This is a genomic window from Escherichia sp. WS2035 (assembly GCF_046487065.1).
Taxonomy (GTDB): domain Bacteria; phylum Pseudomonadota; class Gammaproteobacteria; order Enterobacterales; family Enterobacteriaceae; genus Escherichia; species Escherichia coli.
Genome location: NZ_JBJQKD010000008.1, coordinates 23,086 through 48,142 on the forward strand (window position 1 = coordinate 23,086; position 25,057 = coordinate 48,142).

20 protein-coding genes and 1 pseudogene are annotated in these 25,057 nt (G+C 47.5%); 15 read left to right on the forward strand and 6 right to left on the reverse strand.

Annotated features, from left to right (window positions below):
* The first annotated feature begins 230 nt into the window (after positions 1-230).
* The 4 genes from ACJHX4_RS14490 to ACJHX4_RS14505 all read left to right on the forward strand — a co-directional run bounded on the left by ACJHX4_RS14490 (position 231) and on the right by ACJHX4_RS14505 (position 7,916).
* Positions 231-2,576, forward strand: coding sequence for a class I SAM-dependent DNA methyltransferase (locus ACJHX4_RS14490; RefSeq protein ID WP_001531296.1), 2,346 nt, complete (start codon positions 231-233; stop codon positions 2,574-2,576).
* Complete coding sequence (locus ACJHX4_RS14495) at positions 2,576-3,883, forward strand: restriction endonuclease subunit S (protein WP_000907913.1); 1,308 nt, start codon at positions 2,576-2,578, stop codon at positions 3,881-3,883. Before ACJHX4_RS14490 ends, ACJHX4_RS14495 begins: the two co-directional genes overlap by 1 nt.
* Positions 3,880-7,143, forward strand: a complete 3,264-nt coding sequence (locus ACJHX4_RS14500) for a type I restriction endonuclease subunit R (RefSeq protein WP_001531295.1) — start codon at positions 3,880-3,882, stop codon at positions 7,141-7,143. The genes ACJHX4_RS14495 and ACJHX4_RS14500 overlap by 4 nt, the downstream gene beginning before the upstream one ends.
* Positions 7,144-7,208: 65 nt before the next feature.
* Entirely contained in the window at positions 7,209-7,916 is a 708-nt protein-coding gene (locus ACJHX4_RS14505) for a hypothetical protein (protein WP_042343560.1), read from the forward strand.
* Between the two features lie 75 nt (positions 7,917-7,991).
* Here ACJHX4_RS14505 and ACJHX4_RS14510 read toward each other — a convergent pair whose 3' ends face one another.
* Positions 7,992-8,156 carry a DUF1127 domain-containing protein gene (locus ACJHX4_RS14510; RefSeq protein ID WP_000394259.1) on the reverse strand — a complete coding sequence of 55 codons (165 nt, stop codon included), beginning with the start codon at positions 8,154-8,156 and terminating at the stop codon, positions 7,992-7,994.
* A gap of 176 nt (positions 8,157-8,332) precedes the next feature.
* Here ACJHX4_RS14510 and ACJHX4_RS14515 point away from each other — a divergent pair.
* A pseudogene (locus ACJHX4_RS14515) lies at positions 8,333-8,641 on the forward strand (GntR family transcriptional regulator); the annotation flags it as partial.
* Here the strand turns inward: ACJHX4_RS14515 and ACJHX4_RS14520 are convergent.
* The gene (locus ACJHX4_RS14520) at positions 8,633-9,553 is read right to left on the reverse strand and encodes an Rpn family recombination-promoting nuclease/putative transposase (protein ID WP_001531294.1); all 921 of its coding nucleotides are present in this window, start codon (positions 9,551-9,553) and stop codon (positions 8,633-8,635) included. The pseudogene ACJHX4_RS14515 and the gene ACJHX4_RS14520 sit on opposite strands and share 9 nt — an antisense overlap.
* A 184-nt stretch (positions 9,554-9,737) precedes the next feature.
* Here ACJHX4_RS14520 and ACJHX4_RS14525 point away from each other — a divergent pair, with 184 nt between their 5' ends.
* From ACJHX4_RS14525 to ACJHX4_RS14550, 6 genes are all read left to right on the forward strand, one after another.
* Positions 9,738-11,018 (forward strand): DUF445 domain-containing protein, encoded by a 1,281-nt coding sequence (locus ACJHX4_RS14525; protein WP_001531293.1) that lies wholly within the window; start codon positions 9,738-9,740, stop codon positions 11,016-11,018.
* 117 nt (positions 11,019-11,135) lie between these two features.
* Positions 11,136-12,287 (forward strand): double-cubane-cluster-containing anaerobic reductase, encoded by a 1,152-nt coding sequence (locus tag ACJHX4_RS14530; RefSeq protein ID WP_001298064.1) that lies wholly within the window; start codon positions 11,136-11,138, stop codon positions 12,285-12,287.
* A 9-nt stretch (positions 12,288-12,296) separates the two neighbouring features.
* The gene (gene yjiL, locus ACJHX4_RS14535) at positions 12,297-13,064 is read left to right on the forward strand and encodes a putative 2-hydroxyacyl-CoA dehydratase activator YjiL (protein ID WP_001297641.1); all 768 of its coding nucleotides are present in this window, start codon (positions 12,297-12,299) and stop codon (positions 13,062-13,064) included.
* Positions 13,061-13,318: a DUF3343 domain-containing protein gene (locus tag ACJHX4_RS14540; RefSeq protein ID WP_000666413.1), complete on the forward strand. Its 258-nt coding sequence runs from the start codon at positions 13,061-13,063 to the stop codon at positions 13,316-13,318. Before yjiL ends, ACJHX4_RS14540 begins: the two co-directional genes overlap by 4 nt.
* Before the next feature lie 64 nt (positions 13,319-13,382).
* On the forward strand, positions 13,383-14,243 hold the full coding sequence (locus tag ACJHX4_RS14545) for an SdiA-regulated domain-containing protein (protein ID WP_001385184.1): 861 nt from the start codon (positions 13,383-13,385) through the stop codon (positions 14,241-14,243).
* A 68-nt stretch (positions 14,244-14,311) separates the two neighbouring features.
* A complete protein-coding gene (locus tag ACJHX4_RS14550) occupies positions 14,312-15,490 on the forward strand; it encodes an MFS transporter (RefSeq protein WP_001576502.1) in 1,179 nt (392 codons plus the stop codon).
* A 12-nt stretch (positions 15,491-15,502) separates the two neighbouring features.
* Here the strand turns inward: ACJHX4_RS14550 and kptA are convergent, their stop codons facing one another.
* Positions 15,503-16,057 carry an RNA 2'-phosphotransferase gene (kptA, locus tag ACJHX4_RS14555; RefSeq protein WP_001531291.1) on the reverse strand — a complete coding sequence of 185 codons (555 nt, stop codon included), beginning with the start codon at positions 16,055-16,057 and terminating at the stop codon, positions 15,503-15,505.
* 249 nt (positions 16,058-16,306) lie between these two features.
* Here kptA and ACJHX4_RS14560 point away from each other — a divergent pair, with 249 nt between their 5' ends.
* The 4 genes from ACJHX4_RS14560 to hypT all read left to right on the forward strand — a co-directional run bounded on the left by ACJHX4_RS14560 (position 16,307) and on the right by hypT (position 19,609).
* Complete coding sequence (locus ACJHX4_RS14560) at positions 16,307-16,990, forward strand: nucleoside recognition domain-containing protein (protein ID WP_001298014.1); 684 nt, start codon at positions 16,307-16,309, stop codon at positions 16,988-16,990.
* Positions 16,987-17,448 (forward strand): YjiG family protein, encoded by a 462-nt coding sequence (locus ACJHX4_RS14565; RefSeq protein WP_000211971.1) that lies wholly within the window; start codon positions 16,987-16,989, stop codon positions 17,446-17,448. The genes ACJHX4_RS14560 and ACJHX4_RS14565 overlap by 4 nt, the downstream gene beginning before the upstream one ends.
* 12 nt (positions 17,449-17,460) lie before the next feature.
* Positions 17,461-18,633 (forward strand): beta-aspartyl-peptidase, encoded by a 1,173-nt coding sequence (iadA, locus tag ACJHX4_RS14570; RefSeq protein ID WP_001531290.1) that lies wholly within the window; start codon positions 17,461-17,463, stop codon positions 18,631-18,633.
* A gap of 64 nt (positions 18,634-18,697) precedes the next feature.
* On the forward strand, positions 18,698-19,609 hold the full coding sequence (gene hypT / locus ACJHX4_RS14575) for a hypochlorite stress DNA-binding transcriptional regulator HypT (protein WP_001385182.1): 912 nt from the start codon (positions 18,698-18,700) through the stop codon (positions 19,607-19,609).
* 86 nt (positions 19,610-19,695) lie between these two features.
* Here the strand turns inward: hypT and nhaC are convergent, their stop codons facing one another.
* The 3 genes from nhaC to dhaR all read right to left on the reverse strand — a co-directional run bounded on the left by nhaC (position 19,696) and on the right by dhaR (position 24,705).
* A complete protein-coding gene (nhaC, locus tag ACJHX4_RS14580; protein ID WP_001208425.1) occupies positions 19,696-21,099 on the reverse strand; it encodes a Na+/H+ antiporter NhaC in 1,404 nt (467 codons plus the stop codon).
* 14 nt (positions 21,100-21,113) lie between these two features.
* A complete protein-coding gene (ibeA, locus tag ACJHX4_RS14585) occupies positions 21,114-22,484 on the reverse strand; it encodes a putative intracellular survival FAD-dependent oxidoreductase IbeA (protein ID WP_000397939.1) in 1,371 nt (456 codons plus the stop codon).
* Positions 22,485-22,770: 286 nt separating this feature from the next.
* Positions 22,771-24,705: a dihydroxyacetone kinase operon transcriptional regulator DhaR gene (dhaR, locus tag ACJHX4_RS14590; protein ID WP_001312419.1), complete on the reverse strand. Its 1,935-nt coding sequence runs from the start codon at positions 24,703-24,705 to the stop codon at positions 22,771-22,773.
* Positions 24,706-25,057: the final 352 nt, after the last annotated feature.

Genomic DNA, 25,057 nt, shown 5'->3' on the forward strand with positions numbered 1-25,057 from the left:
AAATAAAAGTTAGCGTCTTTGTTTCTGCAAAAATACCATTCCAGGATAAATCAAAATATATTAAGAAACACCTCAGAACGCATTCATTAGAACAATTAACACTTCCAATGTATATTTATAACGCATTGAAAATGATCATGTTTTTGATCATCACAACGATAGTTTGATATAACAAAGCATTCACTTCACATTGAATATCTCCCTCTTTTTCAGGGCAAGGAATGCTTTTTATGTCATCAACTAATTTCAGTCAGATCGCTGCCTTCCTGTGGTCTGTCGCCGACCTGTTACGCGGCGATTTTAAACAATCACAATATGGACGAATTATTCTTCCTTTTACCCTTTTGCGTCGTCTGGAATGCGTACTCGAAACAACGAAAGACGCGGTGATTACCGAGGCGAAAAAAGTAAAAGCCATGAAACTGCCGGAGGAAGCCCAGGAGAAAATGATCCTGCGGGCGACTAATGGCCTCACGTTCTTCAATGCCTCAGCGATGGATCTCAGCAAAATGGGGCAAAATGGCATACAGGACAACCTGGAAAACTACATCCAGTCGTTCTCTTCGGATGCCCGCGAAATTTTCGAACACTTCAAGTTCAGCGAGTTTGTCGGGCAACTGGCTGATGCGAACTTGCTGTTCAAAGTGGTGCAAATATTCGCTAAAGCAGATTTATACCCAGAGCACGTTACCAACCACGATATGGGGCTGGTATTTGAGGAGCTGATCCGACGTTTTGCCGAGAGTTCTAACGAAACCGCCGGGGAGCACTTTACCCCGCGTGATATCGTCAATCTGACCACCTCGCTGGTGTTTTTCGATGATGATGACGCGCTCAATAAAGACGGCATCATCCGCACCATTTACGACCCAACAGCGGGAACCGGCGGCTTTCTCTCCTCCGGCATGGAGTTCGTCCACCAACAAAACCCCAATGCCGTGATGCGCGCGTTTGGTCAGGAGTTAAACCCGGAATCCTACGCCATCTGCAAAGCCGACATGCTGATTAAGGGCCAGGATGTCAGCCTTATCAAACTCGGGAACACCCTGTCCAACGATCAGCTCCCCGCAGAAAAATTCGATTACATGCTTTCTAATCCACCTTTCGGCGTGGACTGGAAAAAGATAGAAACCGACATCAACGACGAGCACAAACTCAAAGGTGCTGATGGTCGCTTTGGCCCCGGCCTACCCCGCGTCTCCGACGGCTCGTTGCTGTTTCTGCTGCACCTGATCAGCAAAATGCGCGATGCCAAAAGCGGTGGCGGGCGGATCGGCATCATTCTTAATGGTTCGCCGTTATTCACCGGCGGTGCAGGAAGCGGTGAAAGCGAGATCCGCCGCTACATTCTGGAAGCGGATTTGCTGGAAGGCATCATCGCCCTGCCCACCGACATGTTTTACAACACCGGTATCGCTACCTATGTGTGGATTTTGTCGAATAAAAAAGCGCCAGAACGCAAAGGCAAAGTCCAGCTTATCGACGGCAGCAACCTGTGCGGCAAGATGCGTAAATCGCTGGGGTCAAAACGTAATATTCTCGGGGAGGAGGATATTGGTTTAATCACCCGCACGTTTGGCGATTTCGAACCCGTTGCCACCACTACGCTTGCGGCGTTAGGCCTGGAGAAAGCACCCGAACAAAAATCCAGCCGGGGACGCCAGCCCGCAACAACCAAAACCGAGGCGGCAAAAACTTTTGCCAGCAAAGTCTTCCACAGCACCGACTTTGGCTATCGTCGCATCACCGTTGAGCGCCCGTTGCGCCTGTCGGCTCAGATAAGTGATGACGCCATTGCCACATTGCGCTTTGCGCCGAAGCCGTTTAACGCTCCGATGGCGCAACTATATGACGCCTTTGCTTTCCAGTGGCAGGACGGTAATTACGGCGACTTAACAGCGGTAGAAAGTGAAGCCCGCGCCATTCTTAAAGCCGATTTTAGCGAGCTGAAAGAGAAGCAAATTAAAGATCTGCTCGACAGCAAATTATGGCTGGCCCAGCGCGGGTTAATGGAAAAAGCGCGGCGTATTCAGGCGGCGATGGGTATGCAGGCGGGCGGCAAAGACACCGTTAGCAATGACTTTAATCAGTTCCAGTTGACGCTGAAAGAAGCGCTCAGAACCGCAGGCGTGAAGCTGGATGCGAAAGAGAACAAGCAATTTATTGATGCCATTACCCGCAAAAACCCGGACGCCGAGCCGGTAGTCAGCAAGGTCCTGAAAGAGGCGGCCCAACCGCTGTATGGCGCGTGTGAGTACAACGGAAAGGTTGTGGAGTTTGAGCCGGATGGCGACCTGCGTGATAACGAGAATGTGCCGTTAAATCCGGCGGTATCTACCAGCGAGTTGATCGAGGGTTACTTCAAAGCAGAAGTATTGCCGCATGTTGCGGATGCGTGGATTAACGCCGATAAGCGCGATGCGAAAGATGGGGATATCGGGATTGTGGGGTATGAAATTCCGTTTAATCGTCATTTTTATGTTTATCAGCCGCCAAGGCCGCTGGAAGAAATTGATGCGGACCTGGATGCGGTAAGCGCTGAGATTATGAAACTGTTGCAGGAGGTACATTCCTGATGGCAGGGTTAAATAAATATCAGGCGTATCCGGAGTATAGGGATTCTGGGATGGAGTGGTGTAATGAATTACCACTAAACTGGAAAAAAACTAAGCTGAGGTGGCTATCCAATATTTTTGCAGGAGGAACTCCCTCCAAAAATGTTATTGATTATTGGGAGAATGGTACAGTTCCCTGGATTAGTTCTGGAGCAGTAAATCAAGGTTATATAGTCGAGCCATCCACATATATATCTAACGCTGCACTTGAAAATAGTAGTGCCAAGTGGATACCAAAAGGGGCACTTGTTGTCGCTTTAGCTGGGCAGGGAAAAACCAAAGGTATGGTTGCACAACTTGGTATTAATACCACTTGTAACCAATCCATGGCGGCCATTGTATTGTATAAAAAGAATCAATCTCGCTATATATTTTGGTGGCTCATTTCTAATTATCAGAATATACGTAACATGGCTGGCGGTGATTTACGAGACGGTTTAAACCTTGAACTTTTAGGCGATATACAATGCCCAAAACCTCGTAATGATGAATCTTCTAAGATTGCACTTTTCCTTGATCATGAAACCGCAAAAATCGATAACCTAATCGAGAAACAACAACAACTTATTGAACTACTGAAAGAAAAACGTCAGGCCGTGATTAGCCATGCAGTGACCAAAGGGCTAAATCCTGATGTGCCGATGAAAGATTCTGGGGTTGAGTGGTTGGGTGAAGTTCCGAAACACTGGCACATATGCAAGTTAAAATGGTTTGCTAATTTGAAAAGTGGTGATTTTATAACCAGCAATTCAATAGAACCAGAAGGAAACTATCCTGTATATGGTGGAAATGGATTAAGAGGATATTATTCTTATTTTACACACAATGGTGAATATGTTCTTATTGGTAGACAAGGTGCTCTTTGCGGAAATATAAATTACGCAATTGGAAAGTTTTGGGCTTCAGAACATGCTGTTGTTGTCACCCCAAACGAAAGAGCTGTTACAATATGGTTAGGAGAATTATTAAGAATAATGAACTTAAACCAATATTCAGTTTCTGCTGCACAACCGGGGCTTGCGGTTGAAAGAATTACTGATTTATATATTCCAATCCCACCATATCAAGAGCAAGTAAATATCGGAACTTATATATCTAAATATATTTCTCTAGATAAAAAATTGATTGAGCATAGTACAGATAATATCGAACTCCTTAAAGAACGCCGCACCGCCCTTATCTCCGCCGCCGTCACCGGCAAAATCGACCTGCGCAACTGGACCGCCCCCATCTCCGAAGCGGAAACACCCACGGAGGCCAGCGCATGAGCCACGACATCACAAAAGAGGTCAACCTACAAAACGATATCATCGCACAGATGGTGGAAAAAGGCTGGATTGTCGGCAAAGGTGACGCCTACGACAGAGAGCGTGCACTATACGCACAAGACACCTTAAACTTCGTACAAACCACCCAACCGCAGGAGTGGGAGAAATTTTCCCGCGTCTACCCCAACGACACCGAGCGCCATTTCCTCGACGCGCTGGTCGCGCAGCTTAAAAAAGCCGACAGCAACGCAACCGATATCCAGTCGCGCACCTGGGGTACGCTCGGCGTACTTCGTCACGGCCTGAAAATCCGCAATGCCCGTTTTTCGCTGTGTCAGTTTAAACCGGAACATAATCTCAACCCGGAAACGCTGGCGCGCTATCAGCAGAATATCTGCCGTATTGTGCCGGAACTGGTCTACAGCCCGTATGCCTCAAATAGCGTCTTTGCAGAAACGGGCGTGAAAGCCAAAAAATGGCGCATCGACCTGGTGCTGTTTATCAACGGCCTGCCAATTGCCACGCTGGAGCTGAAATCCGAATTCAAACAGGCGGTGCAGAACGCCATTGCGCAGTACAAAAAGACCCGCCTGCCGAAAGATCCCGCCACCAATAAACCGGAACCGCTGCTGACCTTTAAGCGCGGCGCGCTGGTGCATTTTGCCGTCAGCCAGTATGACGTATTTATGACCACCAAACTCGCGGGTGACAGCACCTTCTTCCTGCCGTTTAACAAAGGCACCAAAGACGGAGGCGCAGGCAACGAGATCCCCGAAGATACCCACCGCTACGCCACCGATTATCTGTGGAATGAAGTGCTGCTGCCGGACAACTTATTAAAAATCCTCGCCAGTTTTGTCCATTTGCAGATTGAAGAAAAAGAGGAGTGGAACGGGATGAAAGCGAAGAAAGAGAGCCTGATTTTCCCGCGTTATCATCAGTGGGATGTGGTCAATAAACTGCTGGAGGCCGCGACGATTGAAGGAACCGGCCATAAATACCTGATCCAGCACAGCGCCGGTTCCGGAAAGTCGAACTCTATTGCCTGGACCGCCCACCAGCTTTCTCGTCTGTACGACGTGAACGGGGAAAAACAGTTCCACTCCGTTATCGTGGTGACGGACCGCACGGTGCTGGACGACCAGCTTCAGGACACCATCTGGCAGTTCGAGCACGCCGACGGCGTGGTCGGGCGCATCAATAACAGAGAGGGCGACGGCTCCAAATCGGAAAAGCTCGCCAACGCGCTGGAAAAATCGCAGCCGATTATTATCGTCACCATCCAGACGTTCCCGTTCGTATTGAAAGCAATCGAAAACAGCGTCAGCCTGAAACAGCGTAAATACGCGGTAATCGCCGACGAAGCGCACTCCTCGCAGAGCGGTTCTACCGCCCGTCAGCTTAAAGAAGTGCTGATGAGCGAAGAAATGGATGATGACTTGGTACTGTCGTCAGAAGATATCCTGGATGCGACCATTGCCGCCAGGAAAGGCAGCAGTAACCTGAACTACTACGCCTTTACCGCCACGCCAAAATCCAAAACCCTGGAACTCTTTGGTCGCTGTCCGCGTCCCGATGAACCGGCCTCAAAAACCAATAAACCTGAGGCCTTCCACGTCTACTCCATGCGCCAGGCAATCGAAGAAGGCTTTATCCTCGACGTGCTGAAAAACTACACCAACTACAAAGTGGCGTATCAGTTGCTGCAAAAGTTGGAAGATAAAGACCGCGAAGTCGATAGCAAACGGGCGAAGGTAAAACTCAATCAGTGGGTGACGCTGCACGACCACAATATCTCGCAGAAGGTGAAGGTGATTGTGGAGCACTTCCGCAAACATGTGATGCACCTGCTTGGCGGCCAGGCCAAAGCGATGGTGGTCACCAGTTCACGCAAAGCCGCTGTGCGCTACAAGCTGGCGTTTGATAAATACATTAGCGAGAACAATTACCAGAAAATCAGCGCGATGGTGGCGTTTTCCGGGGAAGTTGAATTCCAGGAAGGCGACCCTAACAGCCTGGCATTGTTAAACCAGAAATTTACTGAAATAAACATGAACCCCGGCCTGAAAGGGCGGGATATGCGCAAAGCCTTCGACAGCGATGATTATCAGGTCATGCTGGTTGCCAATAAATTCCAGACCGGTTTTGACCAGCCGAAGCTGTGCGCGATGTACGTGGATAAAGCCCTTGGCGGCGTCGAGTGCGTGCAGACGCTCTCCCGCCTGAATCGCACCTATCCGGGCAAAGCGGAATCAGGCACTTTTGTCCTCGATTTTTATAACGATCCAGACGAGATCCTCGGCGCATTCCAGCCCTATTTCCAGACGGCGGAACTGACCGATGTCAGCGATCCGCAGCAGGTATTCGATCTGTTTGAAAAACTGCGCGCCACGCAGATTTTTCAGTGGCATGAAGTCGAGCAGTTCTGCGAGGCGTACTTCATCAAAAATAAATCGAATGCGGCGATCAGTAATATCTGTAAACCGGCGGTCGAACGCTGGAAAAAGCGTTATCTGATGGCAATAGACGCCTATTTGACCGCCAAAGAGATGTTCGAGCGCACTAAAAAAACGGGCGATACGGTGTTAATCACCAATGCGGAAAACAGTTTTAAAGCCTGTAAGCAGGAGAAAGATCGTCTGGAGATTTTCAAGAAAGATCTCGGCAGCTTTGTTCGCTTTTATGAGTTTATGTCGCAAATCGTTGAGTACGATGACAAGGATCTGGAAAAGCTAAGCCTGTTTGCGCGCCATTTACGCCCACTGCTGCATGAGCAACGTCTGGAAGAGGATGAAATTGATCTCAGTAATGTGGAGATGAGTCACTATCGTTTATCGAAAATCCATGAGCAAGATTTACGCTTACAGGAAGAAACGCCTGACTATACGCTGGATGCAAGTAATAATATTGGTACGGCAAAAGCGAAAGATAAAAAAGAGGAGTTTTTATCTCAGGTTCTTTCTCGGATGAATGAATTATTCATTAGTGACCATTTGACCGACAAAGATATGATCAGCAATGCTTTTGCGGTGTATAACAAAATAACTGAAAATGAAAATGTTATGACACAAATTAAAAACAATCCGCCAGAACAAGCGATTCTTGGTGATTTCCTCCAGGCAGTTGATAATGCTGTAATGGACAGTAATGACGCTCGGCAAGAATTTATGTTGCAATATTTATCCGATCCAGCTCGGGCAAAGGGCTTTGCTTATCTGATGTTTGATATGCTCACGGGGAAAATTGCTTTGCCAACATAAAAATATGTTAATAGCCGGGGTCGCACCTTCTACCCCGGACATATTATTTACAATAAGGAATAGCTATGCTGAAGATGATTAAAGATTTTAAATTCAAAAAATACATTAAAAAATTACGTGAAGAAGGTTTGTTATTTTATGTTTCTTTCGGGTTTATATTTACATTGTTAATGGAAGTTGATGATCGATTACCGTACTATCTTCAACAAGACTTCTTCTTTTATACACTTATAGGATTTATGCCAATCAATATATTCTTTGTTTTGATTTGCACAAATGTATTTTTCAATGCCGTACACACACTTATTTCACCTTATAAAAGTCAAAGAGTTGGTGAGAAATTTCTCTCTGAACTTGATAAAAGAACGCAACAAATTGGCTTTATTATTTCATTTTTATGTTTTGGTATGACATTGTTTTGTGCACTGGCGTGGTTACTTTTTTTTGAAATGAATACTGAAAGTTACTACGCAAAATATACATTAGATTTTTTGGCTGTTTTTATCATTATGATTATGTTTTCTTCAGCAGTTAATCCAGTCATGAGCAGAATATTCCAAAAAATGAAGGAATCGGACTCACATGGAAATTCAAAAATAATTCTTATAATTATTATATTATTGCTATTAATACCAATTGCGTGCATTATCAATAAAAATAAAACAATTGAAATCAATATTAAGAAAGAAACTTATCAGCAAATAAAAGAAAAAACAAAGATGAAACCAGAAGATTATATCAAAAAATTGATTACTGATATTAAATTTAACTGATATCTATATGTACTCAGGTTTCTTCCAGGGTACATATAAAAAGTTAATATCCTGATTTATTCTCAACATCCTCTATCACTGCACATCCTCCCTGCGTAACCCAATATCCCTCAACCGTTCATCACTCATTTGCTGTAACACTCGTCGGGTCTGCATTTGCCGCCGCCAACGCCTCACCGCCTGCCAGAGTTGCACAAGTCTGATAAACGGCGTTTTGGCTTTTTTTTCGTGAAATTCCATCTGCTGCCTCCTCATCTTTCAGAGGCTTCATCATCCGTCTTCTGGCAGTTCACAATACAGATGCAAATATTAGTTTTATTTAACATACAGACAGGTTAAAACAGCATCTGCATCCGGTTTTTTAGCCTCATCTGTACTGGTTTTTCTCTCTGTATGGTCCAAATAAGGAATACAGCATGACGCGTTATCAACATCTGGCAACTCTGCTTGCCGAGCGGATTGAGCAAGGGCTGTATCGTCACAGGGAGAAATTGCCGTCGGTGCGTAGCTTGAGTCAGGAGCACGGCGTCAGCACCGTGCAGCAGGCGTATCAGACGCTGGAGACGATGAACCTCATCACTCCGTAGCCGCGTTCGGGTTATTTTGTCGCGCAACGTAAAGCCCAGCCGCCAGTACCGTCGATGACGCGTCCGGTGGAAATTACCCAGTGGGATCAGGTGCTGGATATGCTGGAGGCACATAGCGATAGTTCCATATTAGCTCTCGAGCCATGAATCGTGCTCACGGTCAGGCAAGGGCTGCTCTAATGCCTGCATTTGCTCTGCCGAAAGTCCGGTAATCTTTTGTATCCATTCAGGATCTGCCCCATTCTGCAAAAACAATCGAAGAATGCGCTGTTCCCCTTTTATATATCCATCATTATGAATTCGCTCTGCAATCGTCATTATTCGCTCCCTTTGTTGTGGCAGTCGACGGGTAATTTCACTGATAAACTCATTAAAACGCGCTTCATCACCAGTCAGTAAAATGTAATTTAACAGCGCAGTTATCTGGCTGTCATTAGCACACTCTGTAACCAGTAATACTACCAGTTGGTCAATAAGCCCCATCAGATCGCGCTGGCGAATATACTTTTGGATCAACTCCAACAGGGCGACTCTGCGATGCTGCACAATCTCGTCGTCTGGCACGACAGTGATATCCACCAGCGGGAACGCGGCGGTATAAAGCTTCCGTGCGGTAGTCGGGTCGGCAAATTCGTCCAGCCAGCACAAAGACCAGGGATAAGGACTACGGCTACCGTGATAAAACAGCATCGGGATGACCAGCGGTAGCTGCCGGCGTTTATCATGTTCGATATGGCGCTGCATCACCGCCATGGAATATCGCATCAGACGAAAGGCCATATGAATATCCTCACGGCTCTGATGTTCAATCACTACATAAATATAGCCATCGCCTTCACGGGTCTTTACCGACCACAGAATATCGGAATGTAGCGCCCGCAATTTTTCATCGACAAAGCTGGCGGATTCCAGTTTTAAGCTATCGAGATCGCACAGTTCACGTAAATCTTTGGGTAAGTGGATCTCCATAAAATCCCGCGCGGTGTCAGAGTGTGTGAGAAAGGATTTAAATAATGTGTCATGCGGCGTGCTGGTCGTAAAGTTTGTCATGGCGATCCGTCACCTGTAGATAAGATGGCCCAACTTTAGCGACTAACAAAGCCATTCACACCTGGCTATTTCCTATTCCCCGAGGCGGTTTCCAGGCTATTTTTATTCTTCTGCAAACGATACATTTTTATGGAAGATATCTCGCTTTTTGCGTTTTCTTACCGTCAGGCTCTATTCTTATGATATGAATAAACTCATTGAACTCAGACGCGCCAAAATGTTGGCGCTCTCTTTACTGCTTATCGCCGCTGCTACCTTTGTCGTTACGCTGTTTTTGCCGCCCAATTTTTGGGTGAGCGGCGTGAAGGCGATTGCTGAAGCGGCGATGGTCGGCGCACTGGCGGACTGGTTTGCGGTGGTGGCGCTGTTTCGCCGCGTGCCGATTCCGATCATTTCTCGTCATACGGCGATTATCCCACGTAATAAAGACCGAATTGGCGAAAATCTCGGTCAGTTCGTGCAGGAAAAATTTCTCGATACCCAGTCGCTGGTGGCATTGATTCGACGTCACGAACCGGCGTTGTTGATTGGCAACTGGTTTAGTCAGCCGGAGAACGCCCGCCGCGTTGGTCAGCATCTGTTGCAGATCATGAGCGGTTTTCTCGAACTGACCGATGATGCGCGTATTCAGCGCCTGCTTAAGCGCGCGGTCCACCGGGCGATTGATAAAGCCGATCTTTCTGGCACCAGTGCGTTGATGCTGGAGAGTATGACCAAAAACGATCGTCATCAGGTGCTGCTGGATACGCTGATCGCACAGTTGATCGCCCTTCTCCAGCGCGATAAATCGCGCAAGTTTATCGCCCAGCAAATTGTTCGCTGGCTGGAGAGCGAGCATCCACTGAAAGCCAAAATTTTGCCCACTGAATGGCTGGGCGAACATAGCGCGGAGTTGGTTTCTGACGCGGTGAATTCTTTGCTTGATGATATCAGCCGCGATCGTGCGCATCAGATTCGCCATGCGTTTGATCGCGCCACTTTTGCCCTGATCGACAAGCTGAAAAACGATCCGGAAATGGCAGCGCGAGCCGATGCCGTAAAAAGCTATCTGAAAGAAGATGAAGCTTTTAACCGCTATCTCAGTGAATTGTGGGGGGATTTACGGGAATGGCTGAAAGCGGATATCAACAGTGAAGATTCTCGAGTGAAAGAGCGTATCGCGCGGGCGGGTCAATGGTTTGGCGAAACATTAATTGCCGATGATGCCTTGCGGGCGTCGTTAAATGGTCATCTGGAACAAGCCGCACACCGCGTTGCGCCTGAGTTTTCCGCATTCCTGACGCGCCATATCAGCGACACGGTAAAAAGCTGGGATGCGCGGGATATGTCGCGGCAAATCGAGTTAAATATCGGCAAAGATCTGCAGTTTATCCGTGTCAACGGTACGCTGGTTGGCGGTTGTATTGGACTTATTTTGTATTTGCTGTCCCAGCTCCCGGCCTTGTTCCTCCTCGGCAATTTTTAGAAATCGATGATAAAAGCTAAATGGCTAACCGCGAGAGAGATCAAATAAACCACACTAAAAGAATGGTAATAATGTGGCCTCTTTTCATTATCTCCCGTGGTACGGGGAAGGAAAATCATGTCACTTGTCACCGATCTACCCGCCATTTTCGATCAGTTCTCTGAAGCTCGCCAGAAAGGCTTTCTCACCGTCATGGATCTCAAGGAACGCGGCATTCCGCTGGTTGGCACCTACTGCACCTTTATGCCGCAAGAGATCCCGATGGCAGCCGGTGCGGTTGTGGTTTCGCTCTGTTCCACCTCTGATGAAACCATTGAAGAAGCCGAGAAAGATCTGCCGCGCAACCTCTGCCCGCTGATTAAAAGCAGCTACGGCTTCGGCAAAACCGATAAATGCCCCTACTTCTACTTTTCTGATCTGGTGGTCGGTGAAACCACCTGCGACGGCAAAAAGAAAATGTATGAATACATGGCGGAGTTTAAGCCCGTTCATGTGATGCAACTGCCAAACAGCGTTAAGGACGATGCCTCACGCGCGTTATGGAAAGCCGAGATGCTGCGCTTGCAAAAAACGGTAGAAGAACGTTTTGGGCACGAGATTAGCGAAGATGCTCTGCGCGATGCCATTGCGCTGAAAAACCGCGAACGTCGCGCACTGGCCAACTTTTATCATTTGGGGCAGTTAAATCCTCCGGCGCTTAGCGGCAGCGACATTCTGAAAGTAGTCTACGGCGCAACCTTCCGGTTCGATAAAGAGGCGTTGATCAATGAACTGGATGCAATGACCGCCCGCGTTCGTCAGCAGTGGGAAGAAGGCCAGCGACTGGACCCGCGCCCACGCATTTTAATCACCGGCTGCCCAATTGGCGGCGCAGCAGAGAAAGTGGTGCGCGCGATTGAAGAGAATGGCGGCTGGGTTGTCGGTTATGAAAACTGCACCGGGGCGAAAGCCACCGAGCAATGCGTGGCGGAAACGGGTGATGTGTACGACGCGCTGGCGGATAAATATCTGGCGATTGGCTGCTCCTGTGTTTCGCCGAACGATCAGCGCCTGCAAATGCTCAGCCAGATGGTTGAAGAATATCAGGTCGATGGCGTAGTTGATGTGATTTTGCAGGCGTGCCATACCTACGCGGTGGAATCGCTGGCGATTAAACGTCATGTGCGCCAGCAGCACAACATTCCTTATATCGCTATTGAAACAGACTACTCCACCTCGGATGTCGGGCAGCTCAGCACCCGTGTCGCGGCCTTTATTGAGATGCTGTAAGGAGTGGCAGTGACATATTCGATTGGCATTGATTCCGGCTCAACCGCCACCAAAGGGATCTTACTGGCAGACGGCGTGATTACGCGCCGTTTCCTCGTTCCAACACCCTTTCGCCCGGCAACAGCAATTACTGAAGCCTGGGAAACTCTGCGCGAAGGGTTAGAGACAACGCCGTTTCTGACGCTCACCGGCTACGGACGGCAACTGGTGGATTTTGCCGATAAACAAGTGACGGAAATCTCCTGTCACGGGCTGGGCGCACGGTTTCTTGAGCCAGCAACGCGCGCGGTAATCGACATCGGTGGTCAGGACAGCAAAGTGATTCAGCTTGATGATGACGGTAACCTGTGCGACTTCCTGATGAATGACAAATGCGCGGCGGGCACCGGGCGTTTCCTGGAGGTAATCTCGCGCACGCTTGGCACCAGCGTCGAGCAACTCGACAGCATTACCGAAAATGTCATACCGCACGCCATCACGAGTATGTGCACAGTGTTTGCCGAATCAGAAGTGATCAGCCTGCGCTCAGCGGGCGTCGCGCCAGAAGCGATTCTCGCCGGAGTGATTAACGCCATGGCGCGGCGGAGTGCCAATTTCATTGCTCGTCTCTCCTGTGAAGCGCCGATTCTGTTTACTGGTGGCGTTAGTCACTGTCAAAGGTTTACCCACATGCTGGAAAGCCATCTGGGAATGCCGGTACAAACTCACCCTGATGCGCAATTCGCTGGTGCAATTGGCGCGGCGGTGATCGGTCAGCGGCAGAGAAAACGCGCATGAAAGAGTATCTGTTTTTATTTCACTCCACGGTCGGCGTCATACAAACCCGCAAGGCGTTGCAGGCAGCGGGCATGACTTTTCGCGTCAGCGATATTCCCCGTGATTTACGTGGCGGCTGCGGGTTATGCATTTGGCTGACCTGTCCCCCCGGCGAGGAAATTCAATGGGTGATCCCTGGGCATACGGAATCAGTTTATTGTCAGCAGGATGGTGGCTGGCGCTGCATTGCACATTACGGGATTTCTCCGCGTTAAGGATTCATTAAGATCGCTACGTATACTTCTCGATATCTTATTGATTTGCCTTAAAGGGATTACCGTGACAAAAAGTATTTCGTTAAGTAAACGCATCTTCGTTATTGTGATTCTTTTTGTCATTGTGGCAGTGTGTACTTTCTTCGTGCAATCTTGCGCCCGTAAAAGCAATCATGCAGCATCATTTCAGAATTACCACGCCACCATTGACGGCAAAGAAATTGCAGGCATAACGAATAATATCTCTTCGCTGACCTGGTCGGCACAAAGCAATACTCTTTTTAGCACTATCAACAAACCTGCCGCCATTGTTGAAATGACCATCAATGGCGATTTGATCCGCACAATTCCTCTGGATTTTGTTAAGGATCTCGAGACGATCGAATACATTGGCGATAATCAGTTTGTCATTAGCGATGAGCGCGATTATGCCATTTATGTGATTTCACTGACCCCAAACTCGGAAGTAAAAATCCTCAAAAAAATAAAAATCCCGCTGCAGGAATCCCCAACCAATTGCGGTTTCGAAGGATTGGCTTATTCTCGCCAGGATCACACTTTCTGGTTTTTTAAAGAGAAAAACCCGATTGAGGTCTACAAAGTTAAAGGGCTGTTAAGTAGCAATGAATTGCACATCAGCAAAGACAAGGCACTACAACGGCAATTTACTTTAGATGATGTGTCCGGCGCAGAATTTAACCAACAAAAAAATACGCTTCTGGTGCTGTCTCATGAATCTCGCGCACTCCAGGAAGTAACGCTGGCTGGCGAGGTTATCGGTGAAATGTCACTAACCAAAGGCAGTCGAGGTTTGTCGCATAACATCAAACAGGCCGAAGGGGTTGCGATGGATGCCTCAGGTAATATTTATATCGTTAGCGAACCAAATCGTTTTTATCGCTTTACCCCTCAATCATCGCATTAACAGGCTGGCATGTTTCACCTTTTTGTTATTAACTTGTTAACAATAAAAAATGACAAACAAGGTTAAACATGCCTTCGCCCTCGCATCCCGTAGAACGCTTTTCTTTCAGCACCGCGCTTTTCGGGATGCTGGTTCTGACCTTAGGTATGGGTTTAGGCCGCTTCCTTTATACGCCTATGTTGCCCGTCATGATGGCGGAAGGATCGTTTTCATTTAGCCAGCTCTCGTGGATTGCCAGCGGCAACTATGCGGGGTATCTGGCTGGCAGTCTGCTATTTTCGTTTGGCGCATTTCACCAACCTTCGCGCCTGCGCCCATTTCTGTTGGCTTCTGCCCTGGCTAGCGGGTTGTTGATCCTCGCCATGGCATGGTTGCCGCCATTTATTCTGGTGTTATTGATTCGCGTCCTGGCGGGTGTCGCCAGCGCCGGTATGCTGATTTTTGGTTCGACGCTGATTATGCAGCACACGCGCCATCCTTTTGTGCTGGCAGCTTTGTTTTCTGGCGTTGGCATTGGCATCGCACTGGGCAATGAATATGTTCTGGCAGGCCTGCATTTTGACCTCTCCTCGCAAACGTTATGGCAAGGCGCCGGGGCGCTTTCTGGCATGATGCTGATTGCACTTACGCTTTTAATGCCCTCGAAAAAACACGCCATCACACCAATGCCATTGGCAAAAACGGAGCAACAGATAATGAGCTGGTGGTTACTGGCTATTCTGTACGGCCTGGCGGGATTTGGTTATATCATCGTCGCGACTTACCTGCCGCTCATGGCGAAAGATGCAGGCTCACCATTGTTAACCGCCCATCTCTGGACGTTAGTCGGCTTATCAATTGTGCCTGGTTGCTTTGGCTGGCTATGGGCAGCAAAACGTTGGGGGGCTTTGCCCTGCCTGACGGCGAATTTGCTGGTGCAGGCTATCTGTGTGCTGCTTACTCTCGCCAGCGACTCGCCTCTCTTGCTTATCATCAGCAGTCTTGGTTTTGGCGGTACCTTTATGGGCACGACATCTCTGGTGATGACTATCGCCCGCCAACTGAGCGTACCGGGAAATCTCAATCTTTTAGGCTTTGTGACGCTCATTTACGGCATTGGGCAAATTCTTGGCCCGGCGCTGACCAGTATGCTTGGCAATGGAACATCGGCGCTTGCCAGCGCCACTCTCTGCGGCGCGGCGGCGTTGTTTATTGCTGCGCTTATCAGCACAGCGCAATTATTTAAGCTGCAAGTAGTCACTTCATGAGGGAAGTTTCCCTTACCACTCAAGAAACTCAACCGCAACCGTTGATGTCAGCCAGACCCCGTTTTCCGCTTGCCAAAAAGGGATGCCTCGTTTCGCCATTTCCTGTGCTTTGACGGTTAAAATAACTGGCGATCCGTGTCTTGCTCCCACTTTGCGTGCCGTTGCTTCATCAGCAGAGAGATGCACGTAATGGCGCTCCCCTGCAATCAGCCCCTGTTTTTTTATCTCGTCAAGGAAACGGCTTGCCGTACCGTGGTAGAGAAACTGTGGCGGTGTTTTTACGGTGAAGGCAATGGCGACCTGCGAAGTCGAATGCCCCTGAACGGCGCGAATACACGTACCATCACTGGAATAACTAAAGCGCTTTTTATCGCTGGTGGCGACAACGGTATCCAGTAATGCGCGGGTTAACCGCTTGCCCGCTTTTTGGGCACAGAGTATGAGCTTATCGATATCCGCCCATCCTTCACCGTCCAGCACGATGCCAATCGCCTCTGGTTTATGTCGGAGGACAAAACTTAAAAACTTGCTCGTCTCTGCCAGCTCTTTGTCGTTGTATTTTGCCATCGCGTTTTCGTCCCTGGATTTTCTGTTTTTATTTACTGATGTCATTGTCACTGGGTTTATGAATTTTCTGCAACTCAATCCTGCGCAGAACCTTTGCCACACAGAGTCATTTTTCCGCTATGCAAAAAACGCATAGCAAGAAACATACTTGCATTTTCCCCATACCCACATGGCTGATAAGGTTTTTCAGCTCCAGGAATTTTCCTGGCTCAAGCAACACACATACACAGAAAAACAATGGGGATTGTTATGACACAACAAGGGGATGCTGTAGCTGGGGAGCTGGCGACAGAAAAAGTGGGTGTTAAAGGGTATCTGGCCTTTTTTCTCACGATTATCTTTTTTTCCGGAGTTTTTTCCGGGACAGACAGTTGGTGGCGCGTTTTTGACTTTTCCGTTCTGAACGGATCGTTTGGGCAACTGCCTGGTGCGAATGGCGCTACCACCTCGTTTCGCGGCGCAGGTGGCACAGGAGCTAAAGATGGCTTTCTCTTCGCGCTGGAACTGGCTCCGTCAGTGATTCTCTCTCTGGGAATTATCTCGATTACCGATGGTCTTGGCGGATTGCGCGCCGCGCAGCAGTTAATGACGCCCGTGCTAAAACCGTTGTTGGGCATTCCAGGCATCTGTTCACTGGCGCTGATTGCTAACCTGCAAAACACCGATGCCGCCGCGGGTATGACCAAAGAACTGGCGCAGGAAGGGGAAATTACCGAACGTGATAAAGTGATTTTTGCCGCCTATCAAACCAGCGGTAGCGCCATCATCACCAACTACTTCTCTTCCGGCGTCGCAGTGTTTGCCTTTCTGGGCACGTCCGTAATCGTACCTTTAGCCGTCATCCTGGTGTTTAAATTTGTCGGAGCCAACATTTTGCGCGTCTGGCTTAACTTCGAAGAACGTCGCAACCCAACGCAAGGAGCGCAAGCATGACAACTCAGGTCCGCAAAAACGTCATGGATATGTTTATTGATGGCGCGCGCCGTGGCTTTACTATCGCTACCACCAACCTGCTGCCAAACGTGGTGATGGCCTTTGTCATCATCCAGGCGCTGAAAATTACTGGCCTGCTCGACTGGGTGGGACATATCTGTGAACCCGTAATGGCGCTGTGGGGATTGCCCGGTGAAGCGGCAACCGTCCTTTTAGCCGCATTAATGAGTATGGGCGGCGCAGTCGGTGTTGCCGCCAGTCTGGCAACCGCTGGCGCATTAACCGGTCACGATGTCACCGTTTTACTGCCCGCGATGTATTTAATGGGCAACCCGGTGCAAAATGTCGGTCGCTGCCTGGGGACAGCCGAAGTGAATGCCAAATATTACCCGCATATCATTACGGTCTGCGTGATTAACGCATTGCTGTCGATCTGGGTTATGCAGCTTATTGTTTAACAAGGAGTTACCATGATTGATTATTCCGCAGCCGGTTTTACCCTGCTGCAGGGAGCGCATTTGTATGCGCCGGAAGATCGGGGAATTTGCGATGTCCTCGTCGCTAACGGCAAGATTATTGCCGTTGCCAGCAACATCCCTTCTGACATTGTACCGGACTGCACGGTTGTCGATCTCAGCGGGCAGATCCTCTGCCCAGGTTTTATTGATCAACACGTCCATTTGATTGGTGGTGGCGGCGAAGCAGGTCCCACGACACGCACGCCAGAAGTGGCGTTAAGTCGTCTGACGGAAGCGGGCGTCACGTCAGTGGTTGGCCTGCTGGGCACCGACTCTATCTCTCGCCACCCGGAATCCCTGCTCGCCAAGACCCGTGCGCTCAATGAAGAAGGCATCAGCGCCTGGATGCTGACCGGCGCTTATCATGTCCCTTCCCGCACTATTACGGGTTCCGTGGAAAAAGACGTGGCGATTATCGATCGCGTGATTGGTGTGAAATGCGCCATCTCTGATCACCGTTCTGCCGCACCGGACGTTTATCACCTGGCTAATATGGCGGCGGAATCCCGCGTTGGCGGTTTGCTCGGCGGTAAACCTGGCGTCACCGTGTTCCACATGGGTGACAGCAAAAAGGCGTTACAGCCTGTCTATGACCTGCTGGAAAACTGCGATGTGCCGATCAGCAAGCTGCTGCCGACCCACGTTAACCGCAACGTTCCGTTGTTTGAGCAGGCGCTGGAGTTCGCGCGCAAAGGCGGCACCATCGATATCACCAGCAGCATTGACGAACCGGTCGCCCCTGCCGAAGGTATTGCCCGCGCCGTTCAGGCGGGTATTCCGCTGGCACGCGTCACCCTCAGCTCCGACGGCAACGGTAGCCAGCCGTTCTTCGATGACGAAGGAAATTTAACCCATATCGGTGTTGCAGGTTTTGAAACATTGCTGGAAACCGTGCAGGTGCTGGTCAAAGACTATGATTTCAGTATCAGCGATGCCCTGCGCCCGCTCACCAGTAGCGTAGCCGGTTTCCTTAACCTGACCGGGAAAGGCGAAATTCTGCCAGGCAATGACGCAGACTTACTGGTCATGACGCCTGAATTACGCATTGAGCAGGTATACGCTCGCGGCAAACTGATGGTCAAAGACGGCAAAGCCTGCGTGAAAGGAACGTTTGAAACGGCATAAACGGTTGTCAGCCGCCCGAATGGACGTAGAATGCCCGCAAGGGCGGCTAACAGAGTATAACGTAATGGATGACTGTGGTGCGATTTTGCATAACATTGAAACCAAATGGCTTTATGATTTTCTGACCCTGGAAAAATGTCGCAATTTTTCCCAGGCGGCAGTCAGTCGCAACATCTCGCAACCAGCATTCAGCCGCCGCATCCGTGCACTGGAACAGGCGATTGGTGTTGAATTGTTTAACCGCCAGGTAACGCCGCTGCAACTCTCGGAACAAGGGAAAATCTTCCATTCGCAGATCCGCCATCTGTTGCAACAGTTAGAAAGTAATCTGGCAGAGCTGCGTGGCGGCAGCGATTACGCGCAACGTAAAATCAAGATAGCCGCTGCACACTCTCTTTCCCTCGGTCTGTTACCGTCCATTATCAGCCAGATGCCGCCGCTCTTTACCTGGGCAATTGAAGCCATTGATGTCGATGAAGCGGTCGATAAACTGCGTGAAGGGCAAAGTGATTGTATTTTTTCCTTTCACGACGAAGATTTGCTGGAAGCGCCGTTTGACCACATTCTCTTATTTGAATCTCAATTGTTCCCCGTCTGCGCCAGTGACGAACATGGAGAAGCACTTTTTAACCTCGCTCAGCCACACTTTCCGTTACTGAATTACAGCCGCAACTCCTACATGGGGCGATTGATTAACCGCACCCTGACGCGCCACGGTGAGTTAAGTTTCAGCACCTTTTTCGTGTCTTCAATGAGCGAGTTATTAAAGCAGGTTGCCCTCGACGGCTGTGGGATTGCCTGGCTACCGGAGTACGCCATACAACAAGAAATTCGCAGCGGGCAGCTCGTTGTACTGAATCGGGACGAATTAGTTATCCCGATTCAGGCCTATGCATACCGGATGAATACCCGCATGAATCCAGTTGCCGAACGCTTCTGGCGTGAACTGCGCGAGCTGGAGATTGTGCTTAGCTGACATTATTCTGCAAAACATGCAATTTTGACATTAACGCCGGATGGAGATTAATCCATCCGGCAAACGCATTTATTATCTTGAATAACTCAGGCCTTTGCTTCGTTGAAGCGCAGTAAACGGAAACCTGTAGAAGCATAGATCAACGCAAATATCATCGAGCAGAAACAGAATACACAGTACGGCAAGTAACTAAACGTCGGCACGCCTAGTGTTGTCGCCATATACAATCCGGCAGCTGACCACGGAATAATTGGCGCGCTCATGGTGCCAAAATCTTCCAGCGTTCGGGCTAAGACTAACGGTGATAAATTAAGATCTTCGAATTTCTTCATCATCAATTCGGAAATAACAATCTTATTCAAACCATCAGAACCGGTAAGTAAGTTAATGATGATCGCTAAAACACCGCTTGCCAGAATAGCGCCAAAGGCACTTTTTATTTTGTTTGCCGCACTTTGTAATGTGACATCCATCATTCCTGTTCCCGTCAGGATGCCAGCAAACATCATGGCGCAGATAATAAATGACAGGAATCCGCCCTGGTTATTAAGACCACCTTGTTCAAGCAGTTCTTTCACAGAAGGTAACAGCGTCGTTGAATCAGTGATCATCGTCAGACGGAAACCACTCATTGTGGCCTTAATACCTTCGGCCAGCGGGAAACCTTGATACAGCCATCCAACCAATACGGCCACGAACGCACTGCTTAATAATGCCGGTACTGTAGGCAAACGCAAAAAGGTAAAGCACAGAACAATAAGCATAGGCAGTAGCGGTAACAGACCAAACTTATATAACTCTTTGAGCTGTACCAGCATCTGCATGCTTTCTGGTGAAATAGAACCCGTAGAAGTATGAATCATTCCCAGCCAGGTAAAAAACAGCAGGCTAATAATCGTTGATGGGATGGTCGTCCAGAGTAAATATTTAATCAGATCATAAAGTTTAGTTTTGGTTACCGCTGAAGTCAGGTTGGTGGTATCACTTAACGGTGAAAGTTTGTCACCAAAATAAGCCCCGGTAACAATGGCTGCCGCCAGAATTGGAAGATCGGCATGTAAGCCGGAACCGATGCCCATTAATGCAACACCAATAGAAGCGACAGATCCCCATGATGCCCCGGAAACATAGGACAATACTGCGTTCAGAAAAAACGCTATGGCATAAAGCCATGCGGGCGCAACCAGTAACATACCGTAATAAACCAGCATCGGCAGTGTACCTGCATAGCTCCATGTCGCGACCATAAAGCCAACGAAAATAACGATAAGTACCGGTGCCATCACCGCCGAAATCTTATCGATAATAAACCCCTGGATTTCATCCCAGGTATATTTCAGCTTAGCCATTGCAATAATGCAGGAAAACGCCGCTGAAATTAATAAACAGACGCTGGCAGGCCAGCCCATAACACCGATGCCAACAACCAACACGATCATCATAAAAATGATCGGTGTAAGCGCGACATAAAAACTGGGTTTTTCTCTCATAACTTTATTCCCTGTTAAAAGACTTTTACGCCATTTTGCTGTAAGCGTTCCTGTACCGTCTGAATATCTACCTGTGAAACGGTAGTGTTATTTTTAATGGCAATAGCAGCGGCAGTCCCTGCACCTTCTCCAGTGACAATACAACACCCCATATTACGGATTGTCGCATAGGCGAAATTATCTGCATCGATTGCCCGTCCGCAAACCAACAGGTTTTCAACTTGCTGCGGAATCATTACGCCATAAGGGATTTGAAAATAGTTCGCTTCAAGAGGTAATTTAAGATGACCATTTCCATCTATAAACTCAGGGAATACCCCTATTGAATCCGCATGACGTCCCTCATTACAAATATCATTTTCCGTAAGCTGAGCTCTACCAATAATATGTCTTGATTCTCTTGTTCCCACCGTCATACCGAAATTTTTTAATTGTGCCTGTTCAAATCCTGGCTGGAATTGACGCAACGCTTCTATCGCCTGCATGGCTTGTTTGCGGCCCTCTATTTCGGCACGCGTCAGGTCAAAAACATCTGTACAATCAACGGCAGGGATGCTGACAACGTTCAAGTAATTCGCATCACCATACTCGGTGACCGTACTCCAGGAACCACCTAACGTCACATCTTCAGGAATAATCCCTGCCGATTTTCCTTTCGCAAAGACTTTGCCCAGATAAGGGCTAAACATATCGCGACAAGATTCATGAACATCATAAGACCAATTTTTATTTTCTTCATCCGCCCCCCAGTCTCCATATTTAGGTTGCGTGCTCTTAATATTTTGCATGAACGCGTTTTTATTTATATTTGCGCAACTAAAAACGGTTGTCATACACATTAGCTCTTCGCGTTCACGCTTAATAAATGGTGCTCCGGCAAACCATGCAATATCAGCATCGCCAGTACAGTCAATAATGACATTTGCCAAAATAGCCTGACGACCAGATTTACTCTCTGTTATTACGCCGAGTAAATTATTGCCCTGCTTGATAACATCAACGGCGGTAATGTGTAGTACGCGGCGCACACCTGCCTGTTCAAGCATTGCATCCGCAACCAGTTTGAAACGCTCGGCGTTAATAGCCTGACTATTCGATTGCGGCTCAGGGCTGGACGCCCCCATTGATTTTGCCGTTTCTTCTATTTCGCGTGCCAGTCCACCTGACTCTACCGTATTTTCATGACGCCACCAGGCAATTGACTCGACGCCAGCCGTTGTCATCATTCCGCCAAAACAACCGAAACGTTCAATCAGCATAGTAGCTGCGCCTTCACGAGCGGCACTCATTGCTGCGGCAATACCCGATGGACCACCACCAACAACTAACACTTCCGTGGTTGCCAGTACAGGTATATTACGAGCGGGTTCCAGATAAAATTCCATACTTTATCTCCGTATTCAATAATTGAGTAAAACAATCCCCCGCGCTTATATAAGCGCGTTGATATTTTTAATTATTAACAAGCAACATCATGCTAATACAGACATACAAGGAGATCATCTCTCTTTGCCTGTTTTTTATTATTTCAGGAGTGTAAACACATTTTCCGTCTCCCTGGCTAATCACCACATTGGCATTTATGGAGCACATCACAATATTTCAATACCATTAAAGCACTGCACCAAAATGAAACACTGCGACATTAAAATTATTTCAATTTGAAAAGCATCAATCTGCATGCTCAACATTTGGATAGAGATTATAGATTTTAAGCTTGCGCCATAATGTTGTACGACCAATTTTTAATACTTCAGCTGCTTTAGTTAGATTCCATTCGCAGACACGACATGTATGCTCAATAGCTTGCATCTCCAATTCTGCCAGTGAAGTAAGATGAGGGATATCATCGTCGCCACTACTGTTATTTTGTCGGATATCCAGAGGAATATTCTCTAACCCGAGGACAAGCCGATTGCAGTTAATAAATACCTTCTCCATTCGATTTTTGAACTCGGAGATGTTCCCAGGCCAACGGTACTCAAGCAGAACTGAATTTGCGTCAGGCGTGATTGTCATTTTTTTTCGAGTGCGCTCCTGATACTTATCAATAATATCGTCAATCATTTGCTTGAGATCTTCACGACGTTTGCGCAATGGCGGAATTTCAATTTCATTCATGGAGATCTCATAATATAGCTGTCGGCTAAAAGCCCCTTGTTGCACGTACTCACGTAAAGAACTACTGGTACATGTAATCAGGCGAAAGCGTACGGGGATCAAACGATGGCTGTCTGAGCGAGTAACAAGCCCCGTTTTCAATACTTTCAATAAAACACTCTGAACTTCCCCTGATAGATATTCGACTTTATCCAGATATAAGGTGCCATTATGAGCCAGTTCAAATTTCGATGGCGAAGGGCCAACATCAGAGCCAAGAAGTTCGTGTAAGATATTTTCTGGTGATAGCATCTGACAATCTACAGAAATAAATGGCCCATCACGTTGCTCGCTCTCATTATGTATTGCCATCGCCAAACTCAATTTTCCCACACCTTCTTCGCCATTGATCAAAATCGGAGAGATGGATTTAATTGCCCGGCGAGCGATAAGTAATACCTGCTTCATACCACCTGAAGCCGCATGTAAACTGTCAAAGGTAAAATTTGCATTAGTGCTTATTTGCTGTTGGGCTATTTTCCTGATTTTGTCTAATGGATGAAGAAAAAGCAAAAATGAACCATCGCTTAACGGGCGAAGGGTAACCATAAGTTCAATAAATTCGCCACGGCATTCGAGGACAATTTGCTTTTGCGATAGTTTGTTTCGTTGTGTAATTGCCTCATTCAAAATCGGCGGAAATACGAATCCTTTTCGGATGTTCTGACCAATTAAACTTTCTTTATCAATATTCAATAGTGTTTGTGCTTGAGAATTAACCATCGTAATTAAAGAATGACTATTCCAACAAATAAAACCGTCATCCATACATTCAATCACAGCATTATGCTGGCAAAGTACTTTGTTTATTAACTTTTGTTCATTCTCAATATAGATATAATTAGCGATTTCTGTTGCACATGAATATGATGTTTTTAATTTAACAAGCTCGGCGGTGGTTTCAATTATACATACAATGTATCCATGGATATTACCATAATAATCAATGACCGGAGCAGCGCTCATCGCATAACAATGTAGCTGTTCACTAAAATGTTCTGCTCCTTCCAGTTGTGTATATAAATTTGTTTCCCGACAAAGACTATATACATTGGTTCCAATGCCATCTTCGGCCCATGACATACCAGATTCAATTCCTAACTCTCGCAATTGACTGGAATAATCGCCTGCTGCATTCAACGATAGAACCCAGCCGTGTGGATCAATGATCAAAAATGCCAACCGGTCGTCACCAGCTAGGGTGAAATGGTCTTCAACAACTCTTTGTGAAATTCTAATAAACTCTTCGTTACGAGAAAAAATCGTCTGCAATGTTTGCCCGGAAGCTTTGACAGGCGTGTTCCAGTGGCGAGGGTCACAATGCTTGAGACATTTTTGCCATGACCTCAGCATCACATGATTAGTCGAATTTGTCGCGACCCAACCATGCTTAACAAACATTTTCCATTTATTTTTTAGATCATTATGATACGACTCTTTATTCATTATAATAATATCCATTCAAGTCATTTTCAGAACTTGTATCAGAATGCTATGCCAGTAAGCTTGATCAAACGCAATAATATCTAGCCTGGATCATTACAAAAACAGACCTTATCAACAATGTAATCACACATACATTAGAAATAATAACCGTTAAAGCAATAAAAAACGAATGATACATTAGATAAATTTTAAAACTGCCAACAACATCTGAAATCTTTGCGTTTGATATTTATAATTATTCAAACTGAAACAACACAGGCATACGAGTTGTTTCACTGTGAAACAGTGCAGCGAAATTTGTTCTGCCCTTTTATTTCCTCAAAGATATTTCATCGTTAAATTCCAAAATTGA